The sequence below is a fragment of the Diaminobutyricimonas aerilata genome, assembly GCF_002797715.1.
Taxonomy (GTDB): Bacteria; Actinomycetota; Actinomycetes; order Actinomycetales; family Microbacteriaceae; genus Diaminobutyricimonas; species Diaminobutyricimonas aerilata.
Genome location: NZ_PGFF01000001.1, coordinates 2972401 through 2997721 on the forward strand (window position 1 = coordinate 2972401; position 25321 = coordinate 2997721).

Here is a 25321-nt window from a genome sequence, read left to right on the forward strand (position 1 = left end):
CAGTTCAATCGGCGCGAGGAAGGATGTCGATGGGGACGAGTTCCCATCCCCCCGCGCCAGGATACCGGCGGCGCGGCAAACCTGAGGGCGCCTCTTCGAGGGGCGCGGCCGCGCCGGCGAGATCAGCGGGCGGCGTCGTCCGTCGCCGGCTGCGGGGCGGGGAGCGTGCCGAGCAGGCCGGCGAGGGTCTCGGCAGCCGCGTCGTCGGTCTGCGCGGCGGCGCGGTTCTGCTCGGCGACGGCGGCGACGACCTCGGCACGCTGGATGGGCACACCCTTGGGGGCGTCGAGCCCGATCCGCACGCTGTCGCCGCGCACGTCGATGACGGTGATGACGATGTCGTCGCCGATCATGACGCGCTCCCCCTTCTTGCGCGTCAGCACCAGCATGGCGTCAGACTACACGCGCTCCGCCCAGCCGACCGGGAGCCCGAGGGCGTCGACGGTGGCGGGCGAGGCGGTGTGGGCTCCGTGCACGACGGCGAGCGCGTGCACCGTCAGCGCCTCCCGGGCGACGCGCACCCAGCGCTCCGTGTCGTCGGCCTTGCGCGACGCGTCGACGACGAGCCACAACTGGTCGGCGCCGATCTGCCGCAGGGCGTCGAGGTGGGCGACGACGGATGCTCCGCTGCCGAGCCCGTACGCGACGAGCACCCGGTGACCGGACTCGACGCCGCGGGCGCGGGCGGCGGTGGCCGTGCGGCGATCGTCGACCCGGGGTCGCTCGGGCGAGCTCAGTTCGCCGCCCTCGAACAGCATCCCGCCGAAGGGGTCGCGGCCGAACGCGGCGGCGACCTTCACCGCATCCGCGGCGAGACCGGCCACGACGACGAGGTCGCCGGGACGGGGCGGGGCGGCCGGGGGCGCGTCGCGGCCCGGCACGACCGTCCTCGTGCGCGGGGCGGCCTCCCGCTGCAGCTCCTCGAGCAGTTGGGCGAACGCCGCGCCCTGGGTAGATACCGGGGTGGGGGCGGGAGGCGCGACGGCGGGGGCGACGAGGGTGCGTTCGACCGCGTCCGCCTCGTCGATGAGCGCGGCGATACCGCCGGCCCCCGTCGCGCTCGGCGGCGCGGCCGGCGCCGGAGGGGCGGCCGGCGCGGGACGCCGGTCGGGCACCGCCTCGAAGTGCGGCGCGGGCACGTCAACGGTCACCTCGAGCACGCGTTTGGCGAAGAACCCGGCGATGCCGCCGACACGCACCTCCTCGATCGAGAGGATGCGCGCATCCGGGCCGTACTCCGCCCGCACGTATCCGTCGAAGCCGCCGCGCGGGCGCTTCTCACGCCGGAATCGGATCGAGGGCACGCACCACCCCCACGGTCTCGATGTCGGCGTCGGCCGAGGTGACCTCGGTGTACGACAGCACCGGCAGCCCGCCGGTCTGCGGGGCGACCATGCGCCGCACCGCCGCACGCAGCGCCGGAGCGCAGACGAGCACCGGCGAGTGCCCCTGCTGCTGGGCGGTGTCGAGGGCGCTCTTGAGCGACGCCATCACGGCCTCGAGCCGGGTCGGGTCGAGCACGATCTGGGTGCCGAGCTCCGACGGCCGCAGCGACTCGAGCAGGTGCTGCTCGAGCGCGGGCTCGATCATGAGGATGCGCAGCAGCCGACCCTCGAGGTGCGGGGCGACGACGACCGGGCCGAGCGCGACCCGGGCCGCCTCGACGAGCCCCTCCGCATCCGGCGACAGCTTCGCCCGCACCGCGAGCGCCTCGTAGATGCGCGGCAGGTCGTTGATCGGCACGCGTTCGGCGAGCAGCCCCTGCAGCACCCGGTGCACATCCGCGAGGGAGAGCAGCCCCGGAACGAGCTCATCGACGGCCGCCGGGCTCGACTGCTTGACGTGGTCGGTGAGCATGCGCACGTCTTCCCGGGACAGCAGACGCGCGGCGTTCGCCGTGATGACCGAGTTGAGGTGGGTGACGATGACCGAGCCGCGGTCGATGACCGTCGCGCCGGTGAGCTCGGCGCCGTGGCGCATCTCACCGGGGATCCACTTGCCCGGCAACCCGAACACCGGCTCGACCGTCGCCGTGCCCGGCAGGGTGTCGAGGGCGTCGCCGAGGGCGAGCACGCGACCGGCGGGGGCGATGCCGCGGGCGACCTCCACCCCGGCGAGGCGGATGGCGTAGGTCGATGGCGGCAGGTCGACGCTGTCGCGGGTGCGCACCGGCGGAAGGACCATGCCGAGGTCGAGGGCGGTGCGACGGCGCAGCGCCCGCACCCGGGCAAGCAGATCGTCCGCGGCGCCCGAGACGAGGTCGACGAGGTCGGGGGCGAGCTGGATCTCGAGCGCGTGCACCCGCATCTGCTCGAGCAGGTCCTCCGTCGTCTCCGTCGCGGTCGTCGCCGGGGCCGCCGCGGCGGCGGCTTCGGCGGCCGCCGCGGCCTTCTGGCCGCGCACGATGCGTCGGGACGAGACGATCAGCAGCCCGCCGACGATGAGGAACGGCAGCACCGGCATGCCGGGGATGAACGCCATCACGATGGCCGCGCACCCCGCGATGAGCAGCGCGAGCTGCGACTGCGCGAGCTGCGACTGGGTCGCGGTGCCCATGTCGGCCTCGGCGTTCGAGCGGGTGACGATCATGCCGGTCGACACCGCCATGAGCAGCGCCGGGATCTGCGTCACGAGCCCGTCGCCGATGGTCAACAGCGCGTAGGTGTTGAGCGCCTCCTCGATGCCGAGGCCGTTCTGCAGCATGCCGATCGCGATGCCGCCGACGATGTTTATCAGGATGATGACGATGCCGGCGATCGCGTCGCCCTTGACGAACTTCGACGAGCCGTCCATCGCGCCGTAGAAGTCGGCCTCCGCCGAGACCTCCGCGCGCCGCGCGCGCGCCTGCTCCTCGGTGATGAGGCCCGCGTTGAGGTCGGCGTCGATCGCCATCTGCTTGCCCGGCATCGCGTCGAGGGTGAAGCGGGCGCCCACCTCGGCGACGCGTTCGGCGCCCTTCGTGACGACGACGAACTGGATGACGACGAGGATGAGGAACACGACCGCGCCGATGATGAGCGACCCGCCGACGGCGACGTGCCCGAACGCCTGGATGACCTGCCCGGCGTAGCCCTCGCCGAGCACGAGACGGGTCGAGGCGACGTTGAGCCCGAGCCGGAACAGCGTCGCGACGAGCAGCAGCGACGGGAACACCGAGAAGTCGAGCGGCTTCTTCACGAACATCGTGGTGAGCAGGATCACGAGCGCGAACAGGATGTTCACGATGATCAGCAGGTCGAGCAGCCAGGCGGGCACCGGCACGACGAGCAGCAGGATGATCGCGACGACGCCGACCGGCACGGCGAGCGTGGGGAGCATGCGTTTCATGGGTTTCCTCCGGTTCAGGCGGGCTGCGGGGCGAGGCGGTGGACGCCGGCGGCGGACCCGCGGGCGGTGAGACGGTGCACGAACGCGAGCACGCGGGCGACGGCGGTGTACAGCTCGACGGGGATCTCCTGACCCACCTCGCACGCGGCGTGCAGGGCGCGCGCGAGCGGCACATCCTCGACCATCGGCACGCGGTGCTCCCCCGCCTTCTCGCGGATGCGCGCGGCGATGAGCCCGGCGCCCTTCGCGACGACGCGCGGGGCGGAGCGACCCGGTTCGTACTTCAGGGCGACCGCGATGTGGGTGGGATTGAGCAGCACGACGTCGGAGTCGGCGACCGCGGCGATCATGCGGTTGCGGCTCATCGACAGCTGCCGCGACCGGCGGTGCGAGCGCACGAGCGGGTCGCCCTCGCTGTTCTTCGCCTCGTCGCGCACCTCGCGCTTGGTCATCATGCTGCGCTTGCGGTTGCGGCGCATCACGACGAGCAGGTCGAGCGCGGCGAGGGCGAGTCCCGCGGCGATCGCCGCCTGCAGCAGCGAACCGACACCACCGGCCGCCGCCTCGAGCAGGCTCGCGACGGAGAGCCCGCCCGCGGTCATCAGCACCGGCATGAGTCCCTGGGCGACGGCGAACAGCACCACCCCGACGACGATCGACTTGAGCAGGGCCTTCGCCCCCTCCCACATCGCCTGCGCCCCGAAGATGCGCTTGCTGCCGGCGACGAGGTCGAAGTTGCGTCCGCTGACCTCGAACTTCTTGAGGTGGATGCCGCCCTGCAGCACCGCGCCGCCGAGGGCGCCGAGCAGTACGGCTCCGAAGAACGGCAGCAGCATCCCGCCGAGCGTTCCGAGCGCTGCGGCGAGGAACGCGAGGGCGCGCTCCGGATCCGGATCGCCGACGAAGGTGCCGAGGTCGATGACCATGGCCGTCGTCGCGTCCGCACCGGATTGCAGCAGGAACGGCAGGCTGACCGCCCCGGCGCCGACCGAGAGCCACGCGGTGAGGTCACGCGAGGTGCCGAGTTCGCCCTTCTCGCGCGCCTCCTTGAGGCGCTTCGGCGTCGCCTTCTCGGTGCGCTCCTGCCCGCCCGACATCAGCCGACCCCCGTCAGCAGGGTGACCGCCTCACCGGCGAGCGCCGCCACCACGCGCGGCAGCGCGAGGAAGAGGATGCCGGCGAGCACGACGGTGAGCAGGATCTTGAGCGGGAAGCCGAGGGAGAGCGCGTTCATCGCGGGGGCGACGCGCGTGAGCAGGCCGAGCCCGACATCGGCGAGGAACAGCACCACGAGCAGCGGCCCGGCGATCTGCACCGAGGCGACGAACATCTGCGTGATGCCGCCGAGCGCCGCATCCGCCGCCCACGCCATGTCGATGCCGCCGCCGATCGGCACGGCGTCGAAGGTGCGGATGAGTCCGCCGAGGATGAGCTGGTAGCCGTCGGTCGCGAACAGCAGGGCGAGCGCGGTGAGGTGGAACAGGCGGGTGAACTGCGCGCCGTTGACCATCGACTGCGGATCGAACGCCTGGGCGAGCTGGAACCCGCCGAACAGGTCGATGAGGTTGCCCGCCGACTGCACCGCCGAGAACAGCACGTACACGAGGAAACCGAGCGCGAGTCCGGCGAGCAGTTCGAGCACGAGTGCCGAGAGGAACGGCCACGTGTCGAGCGCCTCGTACCCGGGCGTCACGCGCGGCGAGACGGCGACGGCGAGCCCGACCGCGAGCATCCCCTTGATGCGCAGCGGGAAGCCGTTGTGCGCGAACGGCGGCGCGATCACGAGGAACCCGATCATCCGCACCCCGGCGAGCGCGACCGCTTCGAGCCACGCGGCGTCGACGGCGAACTCCACCTCAACCCCCGCCCGTCAGCCGCGGGATGAGCGCGAACATGTCGTGCGTGAAGGCCACCGATTCGGTGATCATCCAGTGCCCGCACACGAGCAACGCGACCGCGCACGCGACGGCCTTCGGCACGAACGAGATCGTCATCTCCTGCAGCTGGGTGATCGACTGCAGCACCGAGATCGCGAGTCCCACGACGAGGGCGGTGATGAGCACGGGGGCGCTCAGCTTCGCGGCGAGCATGACGGCCTGCGTGGCGATGTCGATGACCTGGTTCTCGTTCATCACGTCACCTGGTAGCTGCCGACGAGGGCGGTGACGATGAGTCCCCAGCCGTCGACGAGGATGAACAGCAGGATCTTGAACGGCAGCGAGATCATCACCGGCGGGAGCATCATCATGCCGAGGGCCATGAGTCCGGCCGAGACGACGAGGTCGATCACGAGGAACGGCACGAAGATGACGAAGCCGATGATGAACGCGCTGCGCAGCTCCGAGATCATGAACGCCGGGATGAGCGTCTGCATCGGCACGTCGGCGAGCGACTCCGGGTTCTCCTGCCCGGCCGCCCGCGTCATGAGGGCGAGGTCCTCCTCGCGGGTGTGGGCGAGCATGAACTCGCGCAGCGGGCCGGAGGCCGCCTCCACGGCGGCGGAGAAGTCGATCCGCCCCTCGACGTAGGGTTCGACAGCGGTCGTGTTCACCTCGCCGAGCACCGGCCACATGATGAACAGTGACAGGAACAGCGCGAGCCCGGCGAGCACCTGCGTCGGCGGGATGGTCGGCAGGGCGAGGGCGTTCCGCGTCATCGCGAGCACGACGAAGATCTTCGTGAACGACGACATCATGAGCAGCAGCGCGGGCGCGACGCTCAGCAGGGTGATGCCGAGCAGAACGAGCACGGAGGCCGACGGGGCGCCATCGGGGCCGGTGATGTCGATCGAAATGCCGGGCGGGGTCGGGGTGACCGGCGCGGTCGGCGCCGTGGGGTCGGTCGGCTCGACCGGTTCCGCCGAGGCGAGGGAGGCGGGCAGCACGACGAGCAGGGCGGCGAACGCGGCGGTGGTGCCGATCCGCGCGAGCACCCCCCTGCCGCGCGTCGCCGTGCCCCCTCGGGTCATCGCGCCTGCCGCAGGGCTGCGCCGGCCTGGCGCCAGGTGTCGGGCGAGAGGATCGAGCCGGCGAACGGACCGGCGGCGCGTTCTCGCTGCAGGCTCGAGCGCACCTGCCGGCGGGTCGGCAGCACGGTGACCGCCGCGGAGGGCTCGACCCGCAGCGGGTCGACCGGGGCGGCGTGCTGGGCGTTCGACTGCGAGACCTGGGCCTGCTGCAGGTCCAGGATGCGCGCGAAGCCGGGCGCGGTCGGCACCGCCTGCAGCTCCGGCTGCTGCAGCGGAGTCGCGTTGAGCACGTTGACCGACTGCTCGGTCACGCCGAGCAGGAAGCGTGTGCCGTCGACCTCGACGACGGCGACCGACGCCTTCGACCCGACACCCTGCCGACTGACGACGCGGATGTCCTTGCGGTGGCCCGCCCCGCGGCCGCGCGCCCAGCGGCGCTGCACGTACCAGATGACGGCGAGCACGGCGGCGAGGGAGACGAGCACCCGCAACGCAAGGAAGATCGTGTCCACGATCAGCGCACGCCGTCAGCGGTGTCGAGGATCGAGGTGATGCGCACCGCGTAGTCCTGGTCGACGACGACGACCTCGCCGCGGGCGATGAGGCGGCCGTTCACGAGCACGTCGGCGGGCGTGCCGACGGAGCGGTCGAGTTCGACGACAGAGCCGGGTTCGAGCGAGAGCAGGTCGCGCACCGACATCCGGGTGCGGCCGATCTCGACCGTGAGTGCCATCTCGACCGAGCTGATCCGGCCCAGGCGGCTCGACACATCCGTGGCCGCCGCCGCGGCGCGGTCGCGCAGCCGCACGGCGAACCAGCCGACCGTGCGGCCCTCGCCCGTGAGCTCGAACACCGTCGCGCCCTCGCCGAGCACGTCGACCGCCGTCGCCTCGCGGAGTTCCCCGAGCACGCCGTCGCCGAGCAGGTCGCTCGCCCGCTCGAGCGCCGGCCGCAGCACGTCGAGCGGCGACGCGAGCGGCGCCCCCTCGCCGATCGACACGAGCTCGTCCCCCGTGAAGGCGAGCACGAGCTCCGCCGAACGGGAGCCGACGAACGTCGCGGCGACGGCCCGGGCGCCCGCGAGACGCTCCGGGGCGACGGCGGCCGGGTGGGCGGTGAGGCCGGGGAGCGGCAGGTGGTCGGTGAGCCGGGCCGCGACGGCGTGCGCCTCGGACTGCTCGAGCAGGGTTGCGGTCATGCGGGGACCTCCAGGGTGTCGACGACGACGCAGGCGAGTCGGGCGCCGTTCGCGCCGACCGCGGCGTGGGCGACCGTGCGGCCGTCCACGGCGATGTTGAGGGGGCGGTGCTGCGGATGCGCGAGCGGCAGCACGTCGCCGACCCGCAGCCCGAGGATCGCCGCGGGAGACACGGCGGTGGCGTCGAGCTGCAGGGCGACGTCGACCGGCGCGGCGGCGAGCTGGTCGCGCAGCGCCCGCGCCGGATCCGTCGCTTGCGTCGCATCCGGCGTCATGCCCAGCTGCGGCAGCACGCTGTCGGCGGGCAGCGCGACCGTCGCGGCGGTCGAGCGGTCGCCGACCTGCACGACGAACTGGGCGACGATCATGAACTCGGTCGTCGCCGCCGCCTGCGCGAACTGCGCGTTGTAGTGGATCGTGTCGACCGCGAGGGCGCTCGTGATGAGCGAACCGAGCGAGTACTCGAGGTCCTCGAGCGCGTCCTCGACGAGGGCGCGCACGATCGCCTGCTCGATGGGCGTGAACTTGCGCTCCGGCGGCTCGATCGACCCGGCACCGCCGAGCATCCGCCCCACCCAGCCGAGCGCCGCGGCGGTCGGGAACTGCACCACGGCGCGGGCGCTCGCCCCGTCGAGGGTGCACAGGATCATCGCGCTCGTCGGCGGCAGCGACGCCGCGTACTCGTCGTAGGTCTGCATCACGACCTGGTCGAGCGCCACCCGCGAGATCACCCGGATCTTCGCGGTCAACTGCGTGCCCCACTGGCGCGCGAACGTCTCGAACGCGAACTCGAGGGCACGCGACTGGTCGCGCGCGAGCGTCGCGGGTCGCTGGAAGTCGTACGGCTCGGCGTCCGGCCGCACGCGAGCGCGCGCGGGTGCCTCGAGGTGTCCCAGAACCGTCACGCGGGTACCTATCGGCCGCGTGCGGGCGCCCGTTACCCTCCGCGTTCGGGGGGCACAGCCGCCGGGGCCGCCTCCTCGCCCGCCAAGACGCCCGGGATGAGCGAGCGAACCGCATCCGATTGCATCGAATGAACGACGATGTCGACCCGCCGGTTCAGCTCGCGATCGGCCGGGGTGTCGCCGGGAGCGAGCGGATGGGAGGAGCCGAAACCGACGGCCGAGACGCGCGCGCCCGGCAGTCCGCTCGCCTCCACCATGCGGCGCAGCACCTGGGTCGCCCGCGCGGAGGAGAGCTCCCAGTCGGTCGGGAACCGGCCTGAGGTGCCCCGCGGATCGGCGTGACCCTCGACCGAGACGCGGTTCGGCACGCCGGCGAGCACCGGTCCGATGGTGTCGAGCACTTCGCGGGCGATCGGGCGCAGCGCGTCGCTGTTGCCGTCGAAGAACGTCTCGCTGCCGACGAGCTTCACGGTGAGACCGCGCTCGTCGATCGAGAACTCGACGCGTTGCGCGTGCCCGGCCTGCTCGAGGCGGATGCGCAACTGCTCCTCGAGCTGTTCGAGGTTGTCGACCTCGAGCTCGGCGAGTTCGGCCGCGGTCGGCTCGTTCTCGACCACGCTCTCGGTGGGCGGGGTCGAGGCGTCGATGAACCCCTCCCCCTTCTCGTCGACCGCCTCCGGCGGCACGACCACCCCGGATGCGGTGTCGACCGTCTCGGAGGACTCCTGCCCGAACCCCGTCGCGAGGGAGGCCTTGAGCTTGACGAACTTGTCCTGGTCGACGGTCGAGATCGCGTACAGCACGATGAACAGGCACATGAGCACCGTCACCATGTCCATGTACGACGCCATCCAGCGCTCGTCGGGACCGTCGTGACCGCCGCCGTGGCCGCCCGCGGCGCGGCGGCGCCGCGCGCTCATCCGAGCACCTGCTCGATCGGCACGGACTCCTTCGCCGCCGCCTTGGTCGTCGACGGCAGCTGGTGGGCGGGCACGAGCGCGCGCAGCCGCTCCGCGAGCATCCGCGGCTGGTGGCCGGCCTGCACGGCGACCATGCCCTCCATGAGCAGCGTCATCCGCTCGGCGTCGAGTTCGGCGAGCCGGGCGAGGCGGGTGCCGATCGGCAGCCAGATGAAGTTGGCCGACAGCACGCCCCACAGGGTGGCGACGAACGCCGCGGCGATCGAGTGGCCGAGCTTCTCGGGGCTCGAAAGGTCTTCGAGCACGTGGGTGAGCGACACGACGGTGCCGATGATGCCGATCGTCGGGGCGTAGCCGCCGAGGGTCGTGTAGAACTTCGCGGCGGAGCGGTTCACGCGTTCCCGCGTCGCGATCTCGTCGTCGAGCAGCGTGCGCAGATCCTCGGCGTCGGTTCCGTCGGCGATGTTCTGCAGCGCCGTCTTCACGAACGGGTCGTCGACCTCATCCGCCTCCTGCTCGAGGCTCAGCAGACCCTCACGGCGGGCGCGCTCGGCGTATCCCACCACCTGGTCGATGACCTCCTGCGGCGGGGTGACCCCGCCGCGGAACGCGCGGGGCAGCGCCTTGAGCGCCTGCACCGCATCCGGGATCGTGCCGCTCGCGATGCCGACCGCGATCGTCGCGCCGAACACGAGGATCATCGGCGCCGGCAGCAGGATCGAGTCGAGACTCGCCCCCTCGAGGAACACCATCGTCACGAGCGCGCCGAACGCGAGGACGATGCCGATCAGGGTCGCCGGATCCATCAGCGTGCCTCTCCGGCGAGGGCGTCCGCGCTGCGCAGCGGCACCGGCGCCGCGATCGGACGCGCGACCTCCTGCGGGGCGTGGGCGAGGGCGATGACGCGCGCCCGGTAGTGGGCGATCATGTCGATGACCGCGTCGAGTTCTTCGCGCACCACGTAGGTGGTGCCGTCGACGAGAACGAGGGTGGTGTCGGGGCTCGCCTGGATGCGCTCGATCAGGTCGGGATTGACCGCGAAGCGGCTCCCGTTCAGTCGTGAAACGACGATCATGCTGCGTCCTGTCCCCTTCAGCACGGCCGTCCTGGCCGTGGAACCCCGGTGACGGGGGCCCATCCTGGGCCCCTCGACCTGCACTGTCGGCCGCTCCGCCGCATCCGTTAGGTGCGGGCTGCCGCACTCGCCCCGATCCGGCGGCTCGCGGATGCGGCGAAGTCGCAGTCGCGCACAGTGCGATCGCGCCCGCACTGTGCCGGAGTGCGACTTGGCGCGCTCCTCGCTGGTCGAGTGGGCGCGGCGGAGCCGCCGTATCGAGACCCCCACGCGCTCGGCGGTTCTCTGAAACGGCGAACGTGCCCGTTTGCGACGCGGAGAGCCCGGATGGGCGGGTTTCGTGTCGCGAACGGGCACGTTCGGCGGCGAGCGCGCCGGGCGGCGCGCCGGGCGGCGCCGGCGGGTGGGTCAGCGCTTGAGGTTGGTGAGCTCCTGCAGCACCTCGTCGGAGGTGGTGATGATGCGGGCGTTCGCCTGGAAGCCGCGCTGGGCGACGATGAGGTTGGTGAACTCCTGCGAGAGGTCGACGTTCGACATCTCGAGGGCGCCGCCGACGAGCTCGCCGATGCCGTCGCTGCCCGGCGTGCCGAGCGTCGCGACACCCGAGTTGATCGTCGCGCGGTACGCGGAGCCGCCCGCCTTCTCGAGGCCGCCGGGGTTGACGAAGGTCGCGAGCGAGAGGCGCGCGAGCGGCTGTGTGGCCCCGTTGCTGAACGACCCGATGAGGGTGCCGTCCTTCGACATCGTGTAGTTCTGCAGCGTGCCCGCCTCGCGGCCGTTCTGCTGCTTGATCGAGACCGTGCGCAGCTCGGCGAACCCGGTCACCTGGGAGAGGTCGACCGTCACGCCCCCGACGGTGAGGCTTCCGCCGGTGGCGAGCTCGCCGTCGACGAACGTCATCGCGCCGGTCGCGGTGCCGCCCTGGCCGTCGTTGCCGGCGACATCCCATCCGGCGGCCGTGCGGGTGAAGGTGAGGGTGAGCGTGTGGGCGCCACCGAGGTCGTCGTAGACCTGGATGTCGCGGGTCAGCGCGGTGCCGACCGTCGCATCCGAGGGCAGGTTGCCGGCGACCGTGGCCGCATCCGTGCCGACCGCCGGGGCGACGGCGTTGCGCGGGATGGTGATCGGTCCGATGCCGCCGCCGGTGTTGACCACGCCGTTCACGGCGCTCCACCCGAGCACGAGGGCACCCTCGGAGGTGAGGCGTCCGAGCGGGTCGATGTCGAATGCGCCGGCGCGGGTGTAGAGCGTCTCGCCGCCCGCCTGCACGGTGAAGAACCCGTCGCCCGAGATCATCATGTCGAGCGAGCGGCCGGTGGCCTGCGTCGACCCCTGCGTGAAGTTCGTCGAGATGCCGGCGACGCGCACGCCGAGGCCGACCTGGGCGGGGTTGGTGCCGCCGACGGTCTCCTGCGGGCCGCCGGCGCCCTGCACGAGCTGCGACAGCGTGTCCTGGAACCGCACGGCAGACGCCTTGAACGCGGTCGTGTTGACGTTGGCGATGTTGTTGCCGGTCACATCGAGCATCGTCTGGTGGGAGCGGAGACCGGAGATGCCGGAGTAGAGCGAGCGGAGCATGGTGCCGCCTTTCTGGATGAGGTGGGTGGGAGGTCAGGAGGCCGGCGGCGTCGGTGCCGCCGGCGGGGTGTCGGTGACGGCGGAGATCGCGTCGAGTCGCACGTCCTTGTCGCCGATGCGGATCGTCGGCACGGCCGCGGCGAACGACACCGACGACGCGACACCGGTCTTCGTGCTGCCGTCGGCGTCGAGGTAGCTCACCGTCTTGCCGATGAGCGCGGATCCCGCCATGCGCATCTGCAGCGAGAACCCCTCCTCGTTGAGCCCGGTGAGGGTGGTGAGCTGCTCCATCGAGGCGAGCTGGCTCGTCTGCGAGATCATCGCGTTGGTGTCCATGGGCGAGCTCGGGTCCTGCGCGCGCAGCTGGGTGACCAGCAGCGAGAGGAACATCTCGCCGTCCATCTTCTGCTTCGGCGCTCGTGTGGGCGGGGTGGAGTAGAGCGCGGTCGTGGATGCGACACCGTCGACGGGCATGGGTCCTCCTAGGCGTAGACGTCGAGCGACGTCGTGGGATCGGTGGGGCGGATGCGGGGGGTCGCGTCGGGCACGGCAGTCGGCTCGACGACGGATGCGGGGTGCGCGGCGGGTCGGCGGTCGCCGGCGCGGTCGCCGTGGTCGGAGCCGCCGGAGTCCCCCGCCGCCACGTCGAGCGCGGCGCCGGCACCGCCCTGGGCGAGGTCGCGGCGCAGGTCGGGCAGGAGGGCGCGGAGGGCGTCGCGGGCCTGGTCGGTGGGGGCGAGGAGTTCGACGTGCTGCAGTCCGTCGACGCCGACGGTCGCCGTGACGGTGACCGGTCCGAGCGCTTCGGGGGTGACGCGCACGGTGATGACGTGCTGGCCGGGTGCCGCGTGCCGCAGCGCGAGCAGCGGTCGCACGAGCTGCGGCGTGAGGTCGGCGTGCGCGGGCGCGGCGGCAGGTGGCGGGGCCGCAGCGGCCGCAGCGGACGTCGCCGGGGCGGCCGGGGCGGCGGTCGTCGTCACCGCGGCGGTGGCCACCGGCTCGACGGGTCGTCGCTGCGGGGCGGATGCGGTGTCGGGCGACGCGGCGGATTGCGCGGGTGGCGACGCGGCGACGCCCTCCGGTTCGCCGGCGCCGGCGGGCGGCCCGCCCGGAGACGCGGGCACTGCGCGCGCGCCCGACTGCGCGGCGGGCTCGCCCGATTCGTGCGGGGCTGGAGCGTTCGAGGGGTTCGCCGACGCGGGGTCTGCAGACGCGGAAGACGGGGGCGCCGGCGAGGCGCCGGCTGCGGTGGTCCCGGCGACCTGCTCGGCGGCGGGCGCTGCGGCCGGGGCGGGCGCCGCCGGTGCCGGTGATGCCGCGATGGACGGCGTAGCGATGTCGCCCTCGGTGACCACCGACGGCGACCGGACGGCGGACGTGACCGCGGCGTTCGCGCCATCGGGGGCGTCCGTGCCGACCGGCACGGCGACGGAGGCGTCGGGTACGGGGACGGAGACGTTCGGCACCTCGACGGCGATCGGGAGGAACGTCGGGGGAACCGCGGCTGCGGGCACGCCGGCGTCCGCCGGGGTGACCTCTGCCCCCTCCGACGTCGACCCCTCCGCGGCCGTTCCTCCCGAACCCGACTGATCGGCGTCGAGCGCGAGGGCGACCTGTGCCGCGATCCGGCCGAACTCCTCGGCCCCCGTCGGCGACGCACCCGCGGCCGAAGCGCCCGACGACGATGCGGCGGCGGGCGCGGACACCGGCGGAAGCAGGGTTCCGACCGGGCCGGTCACGAGCGCGCTCCCGCGAGCAGCGCCGACTGGGCGACCAGCAGTCGGGCGATCGTGCCGGCACCGGCGGCCGACCCGCCGAGCCCGGCGCCGCCCAGACCCGCACTGAGCCCGGCGCCACCGAGCCCCGAGCCACCGAGCCCCGAGCCGCCGAGGGCGGACGCGAGCAGCGCGGTGACGTCCGTCGCCGCGGGGGCGATCGGCGCCGGCGCGGGCGGGGCGGACTGGGTGGGGGCGATCCGGCGGATCGTGTCGATGCCGTCCTCGCCGACCCACAGCTTCTGCAGCGAGACGGTGCGGCCCGGGTAGGGCGCGTGGATGACCATGCCGTCGCCGGCGTAGATGGAGATGTGGCCGCCACCGCCGGTGACGATGAGGTCGCCGGGGCGCGCCTCGGCGAGCGACGGCACCTCGGTGCCGAGGTTCTTCTGGTCACGCACGAGCCGCGGCACGTCGATGCCGTGGTCGGCGAAGACGCGCTGCACGAGGCCGGAGCAGTCCATGCCGCTCGCATCCTCCCCGGCGAAGACGTAGGGGACGCCGAGGTACTTCTTCGCCGCCGCGACGATGCTGTCGCCGGTCAGCTGGCCGCTGCCGGCGACCGGGGTGCCCGTCGCCGGCGCCTGGCCGCCGAGCACCCGGGCGAAGTCGGCGGCGGATGCGGGAGTCGTCGACGCGGGCGGTGCCGCCGTGGTGCCCTGCGGTCCGAACAGCTGCTGCAGCCGCGACTCGATCTGCTGGATCGACGCGATCGCCTCGGTGACGCTCATGCCTTCCCCCTGTTCCGTGTATGCCACGCCCGTGCGGCGAGCTCGTCGAGCACGCCCTGTTCGGCGCGCGCCTCGAGCACGCCTTGTTCGACGGCGAAGCGCTCGCCGAGCTTCTCGATCGCGAGCTGTCGTCCGCGGGCCTCGTCGTGCGCCGCTCGTGCTTCGTCGATGCGCTGCCGGTGGCCCGCCTCGAGGGCCCCCAGATCGGCGAGCATGCTCGATGTGGACGCGCGAGCGGCCGCGATCGCGGTCACCGTCTCGGCCGAGTTCGGCTGCGACGGTCCCGCAGCGAGCACGCTCCGGGCCGCGCGCCGGCGGTGGGCGGTGCGTGCCGCGTCGGCGCGGGCGGCGGCGAGTTCTGCGGCGGCGAGGTCCTTCTCGACCTGGCGGATGCGCAGCAGCCCGGCGAGCGGGAAGAGCCGGCTCATGAGGTCGCCCCCATCGTCGCGACGAGGTCCGCGAGGCGCGCCCACGAGTCCTCGGCGTTCGCGGTCTCGTCGACCCGCTGCTGCAGGAACGCGTCGATCGCCGCCTCGTGGTCGACCGCCGCATCCACGAGCGGGTTCGCGCCGCGCGCGTATGCGCCCACGTCGAGCAGGTCCTGCGCCGTGCGTCGCGCGGCGAGCACGCGTCGCAGCCGACGCCCGAGCTCGACCTGCTCCGGCGAGCTCACCCGCGACGCGACGCGCGAGACGGAGCCGAGCACGTCGATCGAGGGGAAGTGGCCCGCGGCCGCGAGCCGACGGTCGAGCACGACGTGACCGTCGAGGATCGACCGGGCCGTGTCGGCGATCGGCTCGTTGTGGTCGTCACCGTCGACGAGCACGGTGTAGATGCCCGTGACCGACCCGCGGGGGCCGGTGCCGGCGCGTTCGAGCAGCCGGGCGAGCAGCCCGAACACCGACGGCGGGTAGCCGCGGGTGGCGGGCGGCTCGCCGACCGAGAGGCCGATCTCGCGCTGCGCCATCGCCACGCGGGTGAGCGAGTCCATCATGAGGGTCACGTGGCTGCCCGCATCCCGGAACGCCTCGGCGATGCGGGTCGCGGTGAACGCGGCGCGCACGCGCATGAGCGCGGGCTGGTCGGCGGTCGCGACCACGACGACGGAGCGGGCGAGACCGTCGGGCCCGAGGTCGTCCTCGAGGAACTCCCTCACCTCGCGTCCGCGCTCGCCGATGAGGGCGATCACCGACACCTCCGCGGCGGTGCCGCGCGCGATCATCGACAGCAGCGACGACTTGCCGACCCCGGAACCGGCGAACAGCCCGATCCGCTGCCCCACACCGACGGTGGTCAGGGTGTCGAGCACCCGCACGCCGAGCGGCAGGGCGGTGCGGATGCGCGCACGGTCGAGTGCGGGAGGAGCGTCGGCGTCGACCGGCACCCGGTCGACCTGGCCGAGCGGTCCGCGGTCGTCGAGGGGCGCCCCCGTGGCGTCGAGCACACGCCCGAGCAGTGCGGGACCGGTCGGCACGAGCATCCGCCGTCGTGCCGTCGTCGCGGGGGTGCCGGCGACGAGCCCGTCGGTGCGGTCGAGCGGCATCGCGGTGATCGAGTCGCGGGCGACCGCGACGACCTCCGCCCGGAGCCCGTCGCCGAGGGTGACGAGGTCGCCGAGGCCGGCGGTGAGCCCGCGGATCTCGATGCCGAGACCGGCGACGGCGGCGACGGTCCCGCTGCGCAGCGGACGGGCCGCGTCGGTGACCCGGTCGAGCGCGGTCGGGCGGTGCAGCACGGCGGCGCTCACGATGCCGCCTCCGCGAGCGCGGCGCGGGCGCGCCGCAGGGCGGCGTCGATGCGCGCGTCGAGCAGCCCGTCGGCGAGCTCGACGACGACGTCGCCGGGCGCGAGGGCCGGGTCGGCGGCGATCGGATGCGCGGGGCCGGTGTCGACGGCCCTCACGAGGTCGCGGTCGGCGGGGTGCAGCCGCACGGCCACCACCTCCGCGGCGTCGAGACCGGTGAGGGCGTTCCGCAGGCGGTCGCGCACCGAGCCGGGGTGGTCGGTGAGCTCGCGGGCGAGCACCGCCTCGGCGAGCTCGATGGCCGCGGCGGTGAGAGAGGCGTCGACCGTGTGCAGCGCGGGCAGGGCGAGCGCTTCGACGCGGGCCCGCGCGGCGTCGAGCGCGGCGACCGCCCTCGCGACGGCCTCGCGACCCTGGCGTTCCCGGCGCTCGGCGTCGTCGGCGAGCCGTGCGCGTTCGGCCGCGAGCTCCCGATCCGCGGCGCGGCGACCGGTCGCGTACCCCTCCGCGTGCCCGCGGATGCGCGCCCGCTCGGCCACCGCATCCGTCTCGGCGTCGCGCAGCACGGGGTAGCTGACGGGGGCGAAGGCGGGCTCAGGCGACATACTCGTCCTCGTCGCCGCGCTGCACGGTGATCGCGCCGGTGGCCTCGAGTTCGCGGATCGCGCGGACGACCGCGCCGCGCGCGTCGTCGACCTCGGCCTTGCGCACCGGCCCGAGCATCGAGATCTCCTCGTCGAGCAGTTCGCGGTTGCGCTCGGACATATTGCCGCGCACCGCCTGCACGACCTGCTCGGCGGCGCCCTTGAGCGCCACGGCGAGCACGGCCGCGTCGATGCCGCGCAGCACCTGCTGCACGTCGCGGGATTCGAGCCGCACGATGTCGGCGAAGGTGAGCATGCGGGAGCGCACCTCGTCGGCGAGCGCCGGGTCGCGGGCGTCGAGCGCGGCGAGCAGCTCCCGCTCGGTCGCCGCGTCGGCGCGGTTGATGATGTCGACGAGGGGCTGCACTCCCCCGACGACGTCGAGGTTCTCGCGCGGCACGACGATCGCACGCGCCCGGTGCCGCAGCGTGTCGGCGACGACCGCCACCGCATCCGGGGAGGCGCTGCCCATCGTCGCGATCGACTGGGCGACGTCGGCACGCAACTCCGGATCCACCCGGGTGAGCACCGCGGAGGCGTGCGGGGCCGGCAGGTGGGCGAGTACGAGCGCGATCGTCTCCGGCAGCTCGCCGTCGAGCAGGGTCGACACCTGGGTGGGTTCGGCCGCCTCGAGGAACTCGAACGGGTTGCCGGCCATGGTCGAGGTGAGTCGGTCGAGCAGGCCCGCCGCGCGTTCGCTGCCGAACGACGCCTCGAGCAGTCCCGCGGCGACGTCACGGCCGCCGCGTGCCTGGCGCCGGCCGGAGAGCGCGCGTTCGTGGAACTCGGTGAGCGCGGCTTCCGCGGTCTCGACGTCGACCCGTCGCAGTCGCACGATCTCGGCGGTGATCTCCTCCGCCTCGCTCTCGGTGAACTGGCGCATCACCTCGGCCGCGCGGTCCTGGCTCATCTGCATGAGCACGAGGGCGGCCTTCTGGGTGCCGTTCAGCGCGGCGGTGCGGTCGCTCATACCGGCTGCCGGTCGTCCATGAGGTTGCGCAGGAACTCGGCGGTGCGCTCCGGACTCGCGCTCGCGAGCGCGTCGACGTCGGCGCGCACGCGGTCGATCGGTGTGGGCTCGAGCACGAGCGCCTCGGTCGGCGCGGTCGGCAGGGTCGGCATCGGCAGGGTGATGCCGGCGCTCTCGAGCTGCGCGGTCGTGTCGTCGACGAGCGGGTCGAGGGCGCCCGCGTCGAGCGGACCGAGGTCGGTCGCACGGCGCCGGGCCCGGCGCACGATCGCGATCACGGTGATGAGCAGCAGGATCGCGCCGAGCACGACGATGCCGGTGGTGATGAGGCTCGTGGTGGCCGCGCGCTCCTCCGCGGCTCGTTCCTCGGCGAGCGCGGCGGCGGCCTCGTCGGCGCCGGCGGTGGTGAACGGCACCGACTCGACGGTGACCGCGTCGCCGCGCTGGATGTCGATGCCCGCCGCGGCGACGACGAGATCCTGGATGCTCGCGGCGCTCACCCCGTCGAGCGCCTCTTCGTTGAGTGCGACGGAGACGGTCTGCCGGTCGATCGCTCCGGCGGGGATGTTGCGGGTCTCGGTCACCTTGTTGACCGCGTTGTTGCGGGTGGCGGAGTCGGAGGTGAACTCACCCTGCCCGTCGGCCCCGCCGGGCACGGCGATGTTGTCGGGTCCGAGCACCCCGGTCGCGCCGCCTCCCGCGCCGCCCGCGTAGTTCTCGCTCGTGGTCGACTCGTTGAGCACCGGGGCACCCTCCGGGGTCGTGAAGGTCTCCTCGACGCGTTGCGCGGTCTCGGCGCTCATGTCGGCCGTGACGACGACGGTCGCGTTGCCGGATCCGACGACCCGGTCGAGCATCGACTGCACCGACTCCTGCACCCGCTTCTCGTAGTCGCTCGCCTGCTGCGCCGCACCGCCCGCGGCGCCGACACCGACGGAGGAGAGCACCGTGCCCTCCGCGTCGACGACGGCGACGTTGTCGGGGTCGAGCCGGTCGACCGATGCCGAGGTGAGGTGCACGATCGCCTGCACCTGCTCGCTCGTGAGCGTGACGCCGCGCTCCGTGTCGACGAACACCGAGGCGGTGGGATCGGCTGCCTCCTCGACGAAGACCGTCTCCTCCGGGATGGCGAGCCGCACCGACGCGGTGCTCACGCCCTCGAGCGCCTCGATCGTGGTCGCGAGCTCGCCCTCGAGCGCCCGCTTGTAGGTGACCGACTGCTGGAACTCGCTCGAGGTGACACCCATCGAGTCGAGCAGCGCGTAGCCGCCCGTGTCGGCGCTGGGCAGCCCGGCCGACGCGGCCTGGAGGCGTTCCTGGTCGACCCGGTCGGCGGGCACCATGATCGTCGAGCCGCCGTCGGTGAGTTCGTACGGCACCCCGTCGGTGCGCAGCTGGTCGACGATCTCGCTCGCGTCGGAGGCGGCGAGACCGGAGAACAGGGGCGCGAACGCGGGGCGGGTGAGCCACGTGCCGAGCGCGATCCCGCCGAGTACGACCGCCGCGAGTCCGATGAGCGCGATGGTGCGCTGGGCGACGGTGAACTCACGCACCGCGTGGGCGAGCCGGCGGAAGACGCCGGTGACCTGCGCGGGCATCAGGCCTGCATCCGCATGATCTCGTTGAATGCCTCGACGCCCTTGTTGCGCACGGTGGCGACGAGTTCGAGGGTGACGGCAGAGCGCGTCGCGGCAATGGTCGCGTCGTGGATGTCGGTGAGGTCACCGGTCACGGCCTGCACGGCGAGCCGGTTGGATGCGGCCTGTTGGGCCTGCACCTCGTCGATCGCGCCGGCGAGCACGGCGCCGAAGTCCGGACCCGAGGTCGCTTGGGTGCCGCGCGTCGGCTGCACCGAGGTGACGGCGGCGGAGACGGCGGAGACGGCGTCGATGGGCATCAGGACCTCCCGATCTGCAGGGCGGCGAGGTAGGTCTCGCGGGCGCGGTCGACGACCGCGGCGTTCGCCTGGTATCCGCGCTGGGCGGTGATGAGCTGACCCATCTGCGCCGACATGTCGATGTCGGGGTAGCGCACGTAGCCCTCGGCGTCGGCGAGCGGGTGATCCGGTTCGTAGACGAGACGACCGGCGGCGTCGCCGTACGCGGCGCCGCTCACGTAGACGCCGCTCGTGCCCTCGCCTTCGGTGGCGATGACGTAGCGGGCGCGGAACGCCTCGTCGGCGCTCGCCCGCACGGTGTTGACGTTGGCGAGGTTGTCCGACACGGCGTCCAGCCATTTGCGGTGCACGGTGAGCGCCGTGCCGGCGATTCCGATGGCGTCGAAGGTCATCCGTTGCTCCTCATCGCGGTGCGGACGCTCGTGAACGATCCCTCGACCGCGCGGGCGGCGAACTGGTACCGCAGCACGGTGTCGATGTTCGAGAGCGTCTCGGTGTCGAGGTTGACGTTGTTGCCGTCGAGCCGGGTGGGCTCGAGCGACCGCTGGGTCGTGGGGGCGACGTCGCCGTCGCCGGCGCGCACCGACCGCGCGAGCGCGTCTTCGAACGCGACGCGCTTGGCGCGGTAGTTCGGGGTGTTGACGTTCGCGATGTTGTTCGCGATGGCGCGCTGACGCTCGGCGAGCCCGTCGAGGGCGCTCGTCAGCGCGGAGAGAGTGATCGAATCGAACACGAAGAAGCCCGTCCCAGTACGGTTTCCGGTCGGCCGATCCTTGGCCTGCTCGTCGAGCGATCCCTGCTCGCCGAGTGCTATCGACGAGGCGGTGGAGGCCGTTAGGAGGTGAGGGGGTTTCGCCCCGAACGGGGGGTCAGCCGCTCGTGTCGAGGTACACGGAGGCGCGCTCGTCGGTGGGCACGGCGCGCACGGCGGCGAGCTCCGCCGCGACGGACGAGCGCCGACCGGCCAGGTCGGCGGCGCGGGCGCGCTGCAGCGCGAGCACCGCCCTCGCGCGGTCGATGAGCTCGGGAGGCAGCGGTCCGAGGTCGGCCGGCGGATGCCAGTCCGCGGCCTCGGCGCTCAGCTCGTCACGGGCATCCGCTTCGAGCAGGTCGAGCACCTCCGCCCAGCCCGGTGCGTCACGCACTGTGCGGCACCGGGGCGGTCGACGGGGTGGCGGCGGCCTCGTGCCACGCCTGACGCAGGGGCTCGAGCAACGCGATGCACTCGCGGGTGCGGGCCGGATCCCGTTGCACGTTCGCCTCGACGAGACGCATGGCCACGTAGGTGTAGAGCGCCTGGAGCCCCGGTCCGCCCGACCAGAGGTCCGGGCGCAGCGAGGCGTGCAGCTCCGCGACGATGTCCTGGGCGTGCAGCAGTTGCGTGCTCGCGATGGCGTGGTCGCCGGCGTCCTGCGCGATCGCGGCACGCTCGAGGTCGAGCAGCAGCCGGTCGTAGAGCATCGTCAGCAGGCGGGCCGGCGTCGCCGAGAGCACGGCGTCGCGGGCGTAGGCGTTCCGCGCCGAGGCGAACGGGGTCAGGGTCACGATGAGCTCCGCGAGAAGGAGGGCAGGGTCGCCAGTTGCGACGAGAGCCAGGAGGACTGCGCGTTGAGGCTGCTCAACTGCACCTCGAGCGCGGCGTAGGTGCGCTCGAGCGTGGCGCGGCGTGAGGCGAGACGACGGTCCCAGTCGGAGATCTGAGCGGTGAGGTCGTCGGCGCGGCTCTGCTGCCCGGTGATCCGGCCCGTGAGGGTGCCCTCGTAGCGGTCGGAGATGCCCGACGCCGCCGTCTCCACCCGGCCGGCGATCGCCGTCAGCGCGGCCTCGGTGCCCTCCGGGTCGGCCGCGAGCGCCTTCGCGAACTTCTCCTCGTCGAAGTCGACCGTGCCGTCGCGGGTGATGGAGATGCCGATCGAGGAGGGCGAGATCCCGGCAACCGGCGAGGTCGCGGCCGAGACGAGCGCGTCCTTGATGGTGCGCACCGTGACGTCGCCGGTGAAGATGCTGCCGGCGGCCGACGTGCCCGTGGTCGACACGGCGGTCTTGCTCTTGATCGTGGCGAGGATGCCGCCGAGCGACTCCATGAGGCCGGCCGCGGCCTTCTTCGTGGCCGCCGGGTCCCCCGACACCGTGATCACGACCGGGTCGGGCTCGGGCTTGCTGAAGGTGACGTCGACGCCGGGCAGTAGCGACGTGAACGTGTTCGTCGACGATTCGACCGTCTGCTCGGCGGCGGTGCCCGCCCACAGCGTGACCGCCGCGTCGCGGGCGACGCTCACATGGGCGGCACCGGGCTGGGCGAAGAGGTCGGGTGCGGTGCCCGCCGTCACGGCCGCCTCGTCGCCGATGAAGACCTGGAACGCGGCGTCGTCGCCCGTGGTCTCGGAGGCGAACTGCAGCCGGTGGAGCGGCTCGCCGCCCGGTCCGCTGCCGGCGGCGACACGGGTGGCGGTCACGCCGATGTCGGCGGCGTTGACGGCCGCCGCGATGTCGGCGAGCGACGAGGAGGCGGCGGTGATCTTCGTCAGCGTGCCGTCGGCGGCGCGCACCGTGAGCACGGCCGGCTGCTCGGGGAACGTGCTCATCGCCGCGGTGACCGACACCTGCGACTGGGCGACCCGGTCGACGCGCACCGAGAGGGTGCCGACTCCGGCGGACGCCCCGACGGAGACGGTGGCGCTCGCGGCGGAACTGGTTCCGGTGAGCGAACCGGTCTTGCCGGGCAGGGCCTTCGCGTTCTCGGCGAGGGCGGCGATCTGCGTGTTGAGGGCGCGCAGCTCGGTGAGCAGGCGCTGGGTGCTCGAGGCGGCGTTCTTGAGCAGCTTCTGCGGTGTCGCCTCGATGTCCATGAGGGAATCGATGAGCTGCCCGGTCGGCAAGCTGCTCACCAGACCGTCGATGCCGAGGGCCATGGCTCATCCTCCTTCGCGTGGGTGGGTCGACCGGCGGCGGGCGCCGTTCAGCGCGCCGCCGCCGGTCGGATGGGTCAGCCGAGCAGCTGCAGCACGCCCTGCGGCAGCTGGTTCGCCTGCGCGAGCATCGCCGTGCCGGCCTGCGACAGGATGTTCGCGCGCGTGAACGACGACATCTCCTGCGCCATGTCGGTGTCGCGGATGCGGCTCTCCGACGCGGCCAGGTTCTCGGCGGTGACGTTGATCGACTTGATCGCGTACTCGAAGCGGTTCTGCTTCGCACCGAGGTCGGCGCGGATGCCCGAGACGGTCGCGATGGCCGCGTCGATCGCGGTCAGCGCGGTGTCCGAGCCGCCCGCGGCGGTGACGTCGAGCGCGTTGATGCCGAGGCCCGTCGCGTCCGTGTCGGTCGCGATCGCGACGGTGATCGCCTCGCCCGTGTTCGCCCCGACCTGGAAGTCACCGTCGAAGGTGCCGTCGAGCAGCGACTTCCCGTTGAACTTCGTCTGGTCGGAGATGCGGGTGACCTCGAGCGCGAGCTCGTCCATCTCGGTCTTGATCGCCGACAGCGCGTCGTCGTTCAGGCCACCGGTGTTACCGGCCTGCACCGACAGGTCGCGCATGCGCTGCAGGATCGAGTGGACCTCGTTGAGGGCGCCTTCCGCGGTCTGCACGACGGAGATGCCGTCCTGCGCGTTGCGGGCGGCGACCTTGAGCCCACCGACCTGCGCGCGCAGGCCCTCCGAGATCGAGAGGCCGGCGGCGTCGTCGCCGGCCCGGTTGATCCGGAAACCGCTCGAGAGCTTCTCGAGCGACTTGTTCAGGTCGTTCTGCGTGTTGGACAGGTTGCGGTACGCGTTGAGCGCGCCGACGTTGGTGTTGATCTGCATACCCATGTCGATTCCTCCATGATCCGGGTGATGTACACCGGCCCATCCATGGGCCGGCGATCCCTGCTATCGGTCGACGGCAGGGACGCGTTAGGAGCGCGGCGCGGATTCCTCTGCGACCGCGTCAGGACGCCTGGGTGCGGGCGTACTCCGCGCTGAGCGATTGCGCGGCGCGCGCACCGGAGTACTCCGCCAGGCGGGCGAGGTAGGCGGTGCGCCGCGAGGGAGCGACGCGGGAGTGGATCTCGGTCGGGGCGGCGTCGTCGTCGGCGAAGTGCGTGCCGATGCCGTCGCGCATGAGCCGCATCGCCTCGGAGCGCTGCTGCGAGATGGCGGAGTGGGTGGCGCCGAGTTCCTCGGCGAGCTCCTTCACCGTGCGGTCCTCGAAGTAGATCTGCTCGACGATGTACCGCATCCGCTCGGGCAGGGCCTCGACCGCGGCGCGCACGAAGCCGGTGCGTTCGGCTTCGACCACCGACTCCTCGGGCGTCGTGATCTCCGCCGCGACGGTGTCCGCGATCGTGGTGTCGAGGCTGGCGACCGTGCGGGACGCGTCGGCGAGGGCATCCGCGGCCTGCTGCCGGTCGATGCCGAGCGCCGAGGCGATCTCGTCGATCGTCGCGCTGCGGCCCAGGGAGGCGCTCAGCGCCTCCTGCGTCGCGAGGGTCTCCCGGATGCGCTTGCGCACCGTGCGGGTGGCCCAGTCGGCCGAGCGCATGTCGTCGGCGAAGGCGCCGATGATGCGCCGGCGGGCGAACGCGCCGAACGGCACGCCGAGCGACGGGTCGAACGAGTCGGCCGCGGTGATGAGCGCGAGGGCGCCCGCGGAGGCGAGGTCGTCGCGGGAGAGATGGGTCGCGCGCGACATGAGGTCGTTCACGAGGTAGCCGACGATCGGCAGGTTCTCGACGACGAGTCGGTTGCGCTCTTCGCGGTCCAACGGGTCCCCTTGTCGTTCGATGCAGCGGATGCGGTGCACTGGTGCGGCGAACGGGCATCTCGGGGCGCTCGGCGGGAATCCGCCTCGGGATGAACGCACCCGGGATCTCTCGGCGTGCCCAATGCTGGCGTGCCCGGGCGCTCGGCCGACAGTCCCCACAACTGGTCGCGTCCTCGACTGGCGACGGATGCTCAGCAAGCGGTACAGTTCGGCCTCCCCGCTCGCACGGGCTCCTAACGCGTGGTTCGGAGCGGCCGACAGTCTCCTGTGCTGGGCCGACCGGTCAGCGCCACCACCACAAGCGAGCGGGACACTCGGATGACCGACCTCAAGGAGCGTGCACACGTGGGAGCCCACGAACTGTCGACGCTGCTGTGGCGGGAGCGCGAACTGCTCGAGATGCTGTTGTTCAAGCTCGAGGAGGAGCAGCTCCTGCTCACGGCAGGCAAGAGCCGCTGGCTGCCTTTCGCCACCCGCGAGGTGGAGCAGGTGCTCGAACGGCTGCGCGCCGCCGGGCTCGAGCGTTCCGTCGAGGTGGCCGCCCTCGCCGACGAGTGGGGCACGAGCGACGACGCGACCCTGCGCGACATCATCTCCGGCGCCCCCGACGACGCGTGGCGCGAGGTGTTCACCGCCCACCTGGCAGCACTGACCGACCTCACCGCCCAGATCGCGGGCGTGCGCGATTCGAACGTGCAGTACCTGCGCGCGGCGGCGCGCAGCACGCAGGAGACCCTCGCCCGCCTGAATCCCGAGGCCGGAACCTACGACACCCGCGGCACCACCGCATCCGGCCCCTCGACCGCGCACCTGTTCGAGAAGGACCTCTGACCGATGGACACCACCC

General features: G+C 72.8%; 31 protein-coding genes. 1 reads left to right on the forward strand and 30 read right to left on the reverse strand.

What is annotated here, in order from left to right:
* Positions 1 to 122 precede the first annotated feature (122 nt).
* From csrA to CLV46_RS14310, 30 genes are all read right to left on the reverse strand, one after another.
* On the reverse strand, positions 123 to 389 hold the full coding sequence (csrA, locus tag CLV46_RS14165; RefSeq protein ID WP_100365376.1) for a carbon storage regulator CsrA: 267 nt from the start codon (positions 387 to 389) through the stop codon (positions 123 to 125).
* A 9-nt stretch (positions 390 to 398) separates the two neighbouring features.
* On the reverse strand, positions 399 to 1304 hold the full coding sequence (locus CLV46_RS14170; RefSeq protein WP_100365377.1) for a hypothetical protein: 906 nt from the start codon (positions 1302 to 1304) through the stop codon (positions 399 to 401).
* On the reverse strand, positions 1279 to 3327 hold the full coding sequence (locus CLV46_RS14175) for a flagellar biosynthesis protein FlhA (protein WP_100365378.1): 2049 nt from the start codon (positions 3325 to 3327) through the stop codon (positions 1279 to 1281). Before CLV46_RS14175 ends, CLV46_RS14170 begins: the two co-directional genes overlap by 26 nt.
* Before the next feature lie 14 nt (positions 3328 to 3341).
* Positions 3342 to 4424 (reverse strand): EscU/YscU/HrcU family type III secretion system export apparatus switch protein, encoded by a 1083-nt coding sequence (locus CLV46_RS14180; RefSeq protein ID WP_100365379.1) that lies wholly within the window; start codon positions 4422 to 4424, stop codon positions 3342 to 3344.
* Positions 4424 to 5182 (reverse strand): flagellar biosynthetic protein FliR, encoded by a 759-nt coding sequence (locus CLV46_RS14185; protein ID WP_100365380.1) that lies wholly within the window; start codon positions 5180 to 5182, stop codon positions 4424 to 4426. Before CLV46_RS14185 ends, CLV46_RS14180 begins: the two co-directional genes overlap by 1 nt.
* Position 5183: 1 nt before the next feature.
* Complete coding sequence (gene fliQ / locus CLV46_RS14190) at positions 5184 to 5459, reverse strand: flagellar biosynthesis protein FliQ (protein WP_100365381.1); 276 nt, start codon at positions 5457 to 5459, stop codon at positions 5184 to 5186.
* Entirely contained in the window at positions 5459 to 6295 is an 837-nt protein-coding gene (gene fliP / locus CLV46_RS14195; RefSeq protein ID WP_100365382.1) for a flagellar type III secretion system pore protein FliP, read from the reverse strand. Before fliP ends, fliQ begins: the two co-directional genes overlap by 1 nt.
* Complete coding sequence (locus tag CLV46_RS14200; protein WP_157802345.1) at positions 6292 to 6807, reverse strand: FliO/MopB family protein; 516 nt, start codon at positions 6805 to 6807, stop codon at positions 6292 to 6294. Before CLV46_RS14200 ends, fliP begins: the two co-directional genes overlap by 4 nt.
* A gap of 2 nt (positions 6808 to 6809) precedes the next feature.
* A complete protein-coding gene (fliN, locus tag CLV46_RS14205) occupies positions 6810 to 7493 on the reverse strand; it encodes a flagellar motor switch protein FliN (protein WP_100365384.1) in 684 nt (227 codons plus the stop codon).
* Positions 7490 to 8398, reverse strand: coding sequence for a flagellar motor switch protein FliM (locus CLV46_RS14210; protein ID WP_245866886.1), 909 nt, complete (start codon positions 8396 to 8398; stop codon positions 7490 to 7492). The genes fliN and CLV46_RS14210 overlap by 4 nt, the downstream gene beginning before the upstream one ends.
* Before the next feature lie 32 nt (positions 8399 to 8430).
* Positions 8431 to 9318 carry an OmpA/MotB family protein gene (locus tag CLV46_RS14215; RefSeq protein ID WP_100365385.1) on the reverse strand — a complete coding sequence of 296 codons (888 nt, stop codon included), beginning with the start codon at positions 9316 to 9318 and terminating at the stop codon, positions 8431 to 8433.
* Positions 9315 to 10124, reverse strand: a complete 810-nt coding sequence (locus CLV46_RS14220) for a motility protein A (protein WP_100365386.1) — start codon at positions 10122 to 10124, stop codon at positions 9315 to 9317. The genes CLV46_RS14215 and CLV46_RS14220 overlap by 4 nt, the downstream gene beginning before the upstream one ends.
* Positions 10124 to 10393, reverse strand: a complete 270-nt coding sequence (locus CLV46_RS14225; protein ID WP_100365387.1) for a flagellar FlbD family protein — start codon at positions 10391 to 10393, stop codon at positions 10124 to 10126. Before CLV46_RS14225 ends, CLV46_RS14220 begins: the two co-directional genes overlap by 1 nt.
* Positions 10394 to 10801: 408 nt before the next feature.
* On the reverse strand, positions 10802 to 11971 hold the full coding sequence (locus CLV46_RS14230; RefSeq protein ID WP_100365388.1) for a flagellar hook protein FlgE: 1170 nt from the start codon (positions 11969 to 11971) through the stop codon (positions 10802 to 10804).
* Positions 11972 to 12004: 33 nt separating this feature from the next.
* A complete protein-coding gene (locus CLV46_RS14235; protein ID WP_100365389.1) occupies positions 12005 to 12445 on the reverse strand; it encodes a flagellar hook assembly protein FlgD in 441 nt (146 codons plus the stop codon).
* An 8-nt stretch (positions 12446 to 12453) separates the two neighbouring features.
* Positions 12454 to 13710, reverse strand: coding sequence for a flagellar hook-length control protein FliK (locus CLV46_RS14240; protein WP_100365390.1), 1257 nt, complete (start codon positions 13708 to 13710; stop codon positions 12454 to 12456).
* A complete protein-coding gene (locus CLV46_RS14245; protein ID WP_100365391.1) occupies positions 13707 to 14477 on the reverse strand; it encodes a C40 family peptidase in 771 nt (256 codons plus the stop codon). Before CLV46_RS14245 ends, CLV46_RS14240 begins: the two co-directional genes overlap by 4 nt.
* Positions 14474 to 14905 carry a flagellar export protein FliJ gene (locus CLV46_RS14250; RefSeq protein WP_100365392.1) on the reverse strand — a complete coding sequence of 144 codons (432 nt, stop codon included), beginning with the start codon at positions 14903 to 14905 and terminating at the stop codon, positions 14474 to 14476. The genes CLV46_RS14245 and CLV46_RS14250 overlap by 4 nt, the downstream gene beginning before the upstream one ends.
* The gene (locus CLV46_RS14255) at positions 14902 to 16224 is read right to left on the reverse strand and encodes a FliI/YscN family ATPase (RefSeq protein WP_170028588.1); all 1323 of its coding nucleotides are present in this window, start codon (positions 16222 to 16224) and stop codon (positions 14902 to 14904) included. Before CLV46_RS14255 ends, CLV46_RS14250 begins: the two co-directional genes overlap by 4 nt.
* Positions 16221 to 16826: a FliH/SctL family protein gene (locus CLV46_RS14260; RefSeq protein ID WP_100365393.1), complete on the reverse strand. Its 606-nt coding sequence runs from the start codon at positions 16824 to 16826 to the stop codon at positions 16221 to 16223. The genes CLV46_RS14255 and CLV46_RS14260 overlap by 4 nt, the downstream gene beginning before the upstream one ends.
* Complete coding sequence (fliG, locus tag CLV46_RS14265; RefSeq protein WP_100365394.1) at positions 16816 to 17835, reverse strand: flagellar motor switch protein FliG; 1020 nt, start codon at positions 17833 to 17835, stop codon at positions 16816 to 16818. The genes CLV46_RS14260 and fliG overlap by 11 nt, the downstream gene beginning before the upstream one ends.
* Positions 17832 to 19433 (reverse strand): flagellar basal-body MS-ring/collar protein FliF, encoded by a 1602-nt coding sequence (gene fliF / locus CLV46_RS14270; protein ID WP_100365395.1) that lies wholly within the window; start codon positions 19431 to 19433, stop codon positions 17832 to 17834. The genes fliG and fliF overlap by 4 nt, the downstream gene beginning before the upstream one ends.
* Entirely contained in the window at positions 19433 to 19732 is a 300-nt protein-coding gene (fliE, locus tag CLV46_RS14275; RefSeq protein WP_100365396.1) for a flagellar hook-basal body complex protein FliE, read from the reverse strand. Before fliE ends, fliF begins: the two co-directional genes overlap by 1 nt.
* Positions 19732 to 20124 carry a flagellar basal body rod protein FlgC gene (locus CLV46_RS14280; protein WP_100365397.1) on the reverse strand — a complete coding sequence of 131 codons (393 nt, stop codon included), beginning with the start codon at positions 20122 to 20124 and terminating at the stop codon, positions 19732 to 19734. Before CLV46_RS14280 ends, fliE begins: the two co-directional genes overlap by 1 nt.
* The gene (flgB, locus tag CLV46_RS14285) at positions 20121 to 20465 is read right to left on the reverse strand and encodes a flagellar basal body rod protein FlgB (RefSeq protein ID WP_100365398.1); all 345 of its coding nucleotides are present in this window, start codon (positions 20463 to 20465) and stop codon (positions 20121 to 20123) included. The genes CLV46_RS14280 and flgB overlap by 4 nt, the downstream gene beginning before the upstream one ends.
* 136 nt (positions 20466 to 20601) lie before the next feature.
* A complete protein-coding gene (locus CLV46_RS14290) occupies positions 20602 to 20877 on the reverse strand; it encodes a hypothetical protein (RefSeq protein ID WP_100365399.1) in 276 nt (91 codons plus the stop codon).
* Positions 20870 to 21277, reverse strand: a complete 408-nt coding sequence (gene fliS / locus CLV46_RS14295) for a flagellar export chaperone FliS (RefSeq protein ID WP_342746120.1) — start codon at positions 21275 to 21277, stop codon at positions 20870 to 20872. The genes CLV46_RS14290 and fliS overlap by 8 nt, the downstream gene beginning before the upstream one ends.
* Positions 21274 to 22644, reverse strand: coding sequence for a flagellar filament capping protein FliD (gene fliD / locus CLV46_RS14300; protein WP_100365400.1), 1371 nt, complete (start codon positions 22642 to 22644; stop codon positions 21274 to 21276). The genes fliS and fliD overlap by 4 nt, the downstream gene beginning before the upstream one ends.
* 74 nt (positions 22645 to 22718) lie before the next feature.
* Positions 22719 to 23540: a flagellin N-terminal helical domain-containing protein gene (locus CLV46_RS14305; protein ID WP_100365401.1), complete on the reverse strand. Its 822-nt coding sequence runs from the start codon at positions 23538 to 23540 to the stop codon at positions 22719 to 22721.
* 118 nt (positions 23541 to 23658) lie between these two features.
* On the reverse strand, positions 23659 to 24474 hold the full coding sequence (locus CLV46_RS14310; protein ID WP_100365402.1) for a sigma-70 family RNA polymerase sigma factor: 816 nt from the start codon (positions 24472 to 24474) through the stop codon (positions 23659 to 23661).
* Positions 24475 to 24792: 318 nt separating this feature from the next.
* Here CLV46_RS14310 and CLV46_RS14315 point away from each other — a divergent pair, with 318 nt between their 5' ends.
* Complete coding sequence (locus CLV46_RS14315; protein ID WP_245866888.1) at positions 24793 to 25305, forward strand: flagellar protein FlgN; 513 nt, start codon at positions 24793 to 24795, stop codon at positions 25303 to 25305.
* Positions 25306 to 25321: the final 16 nt, after the last annotated feature.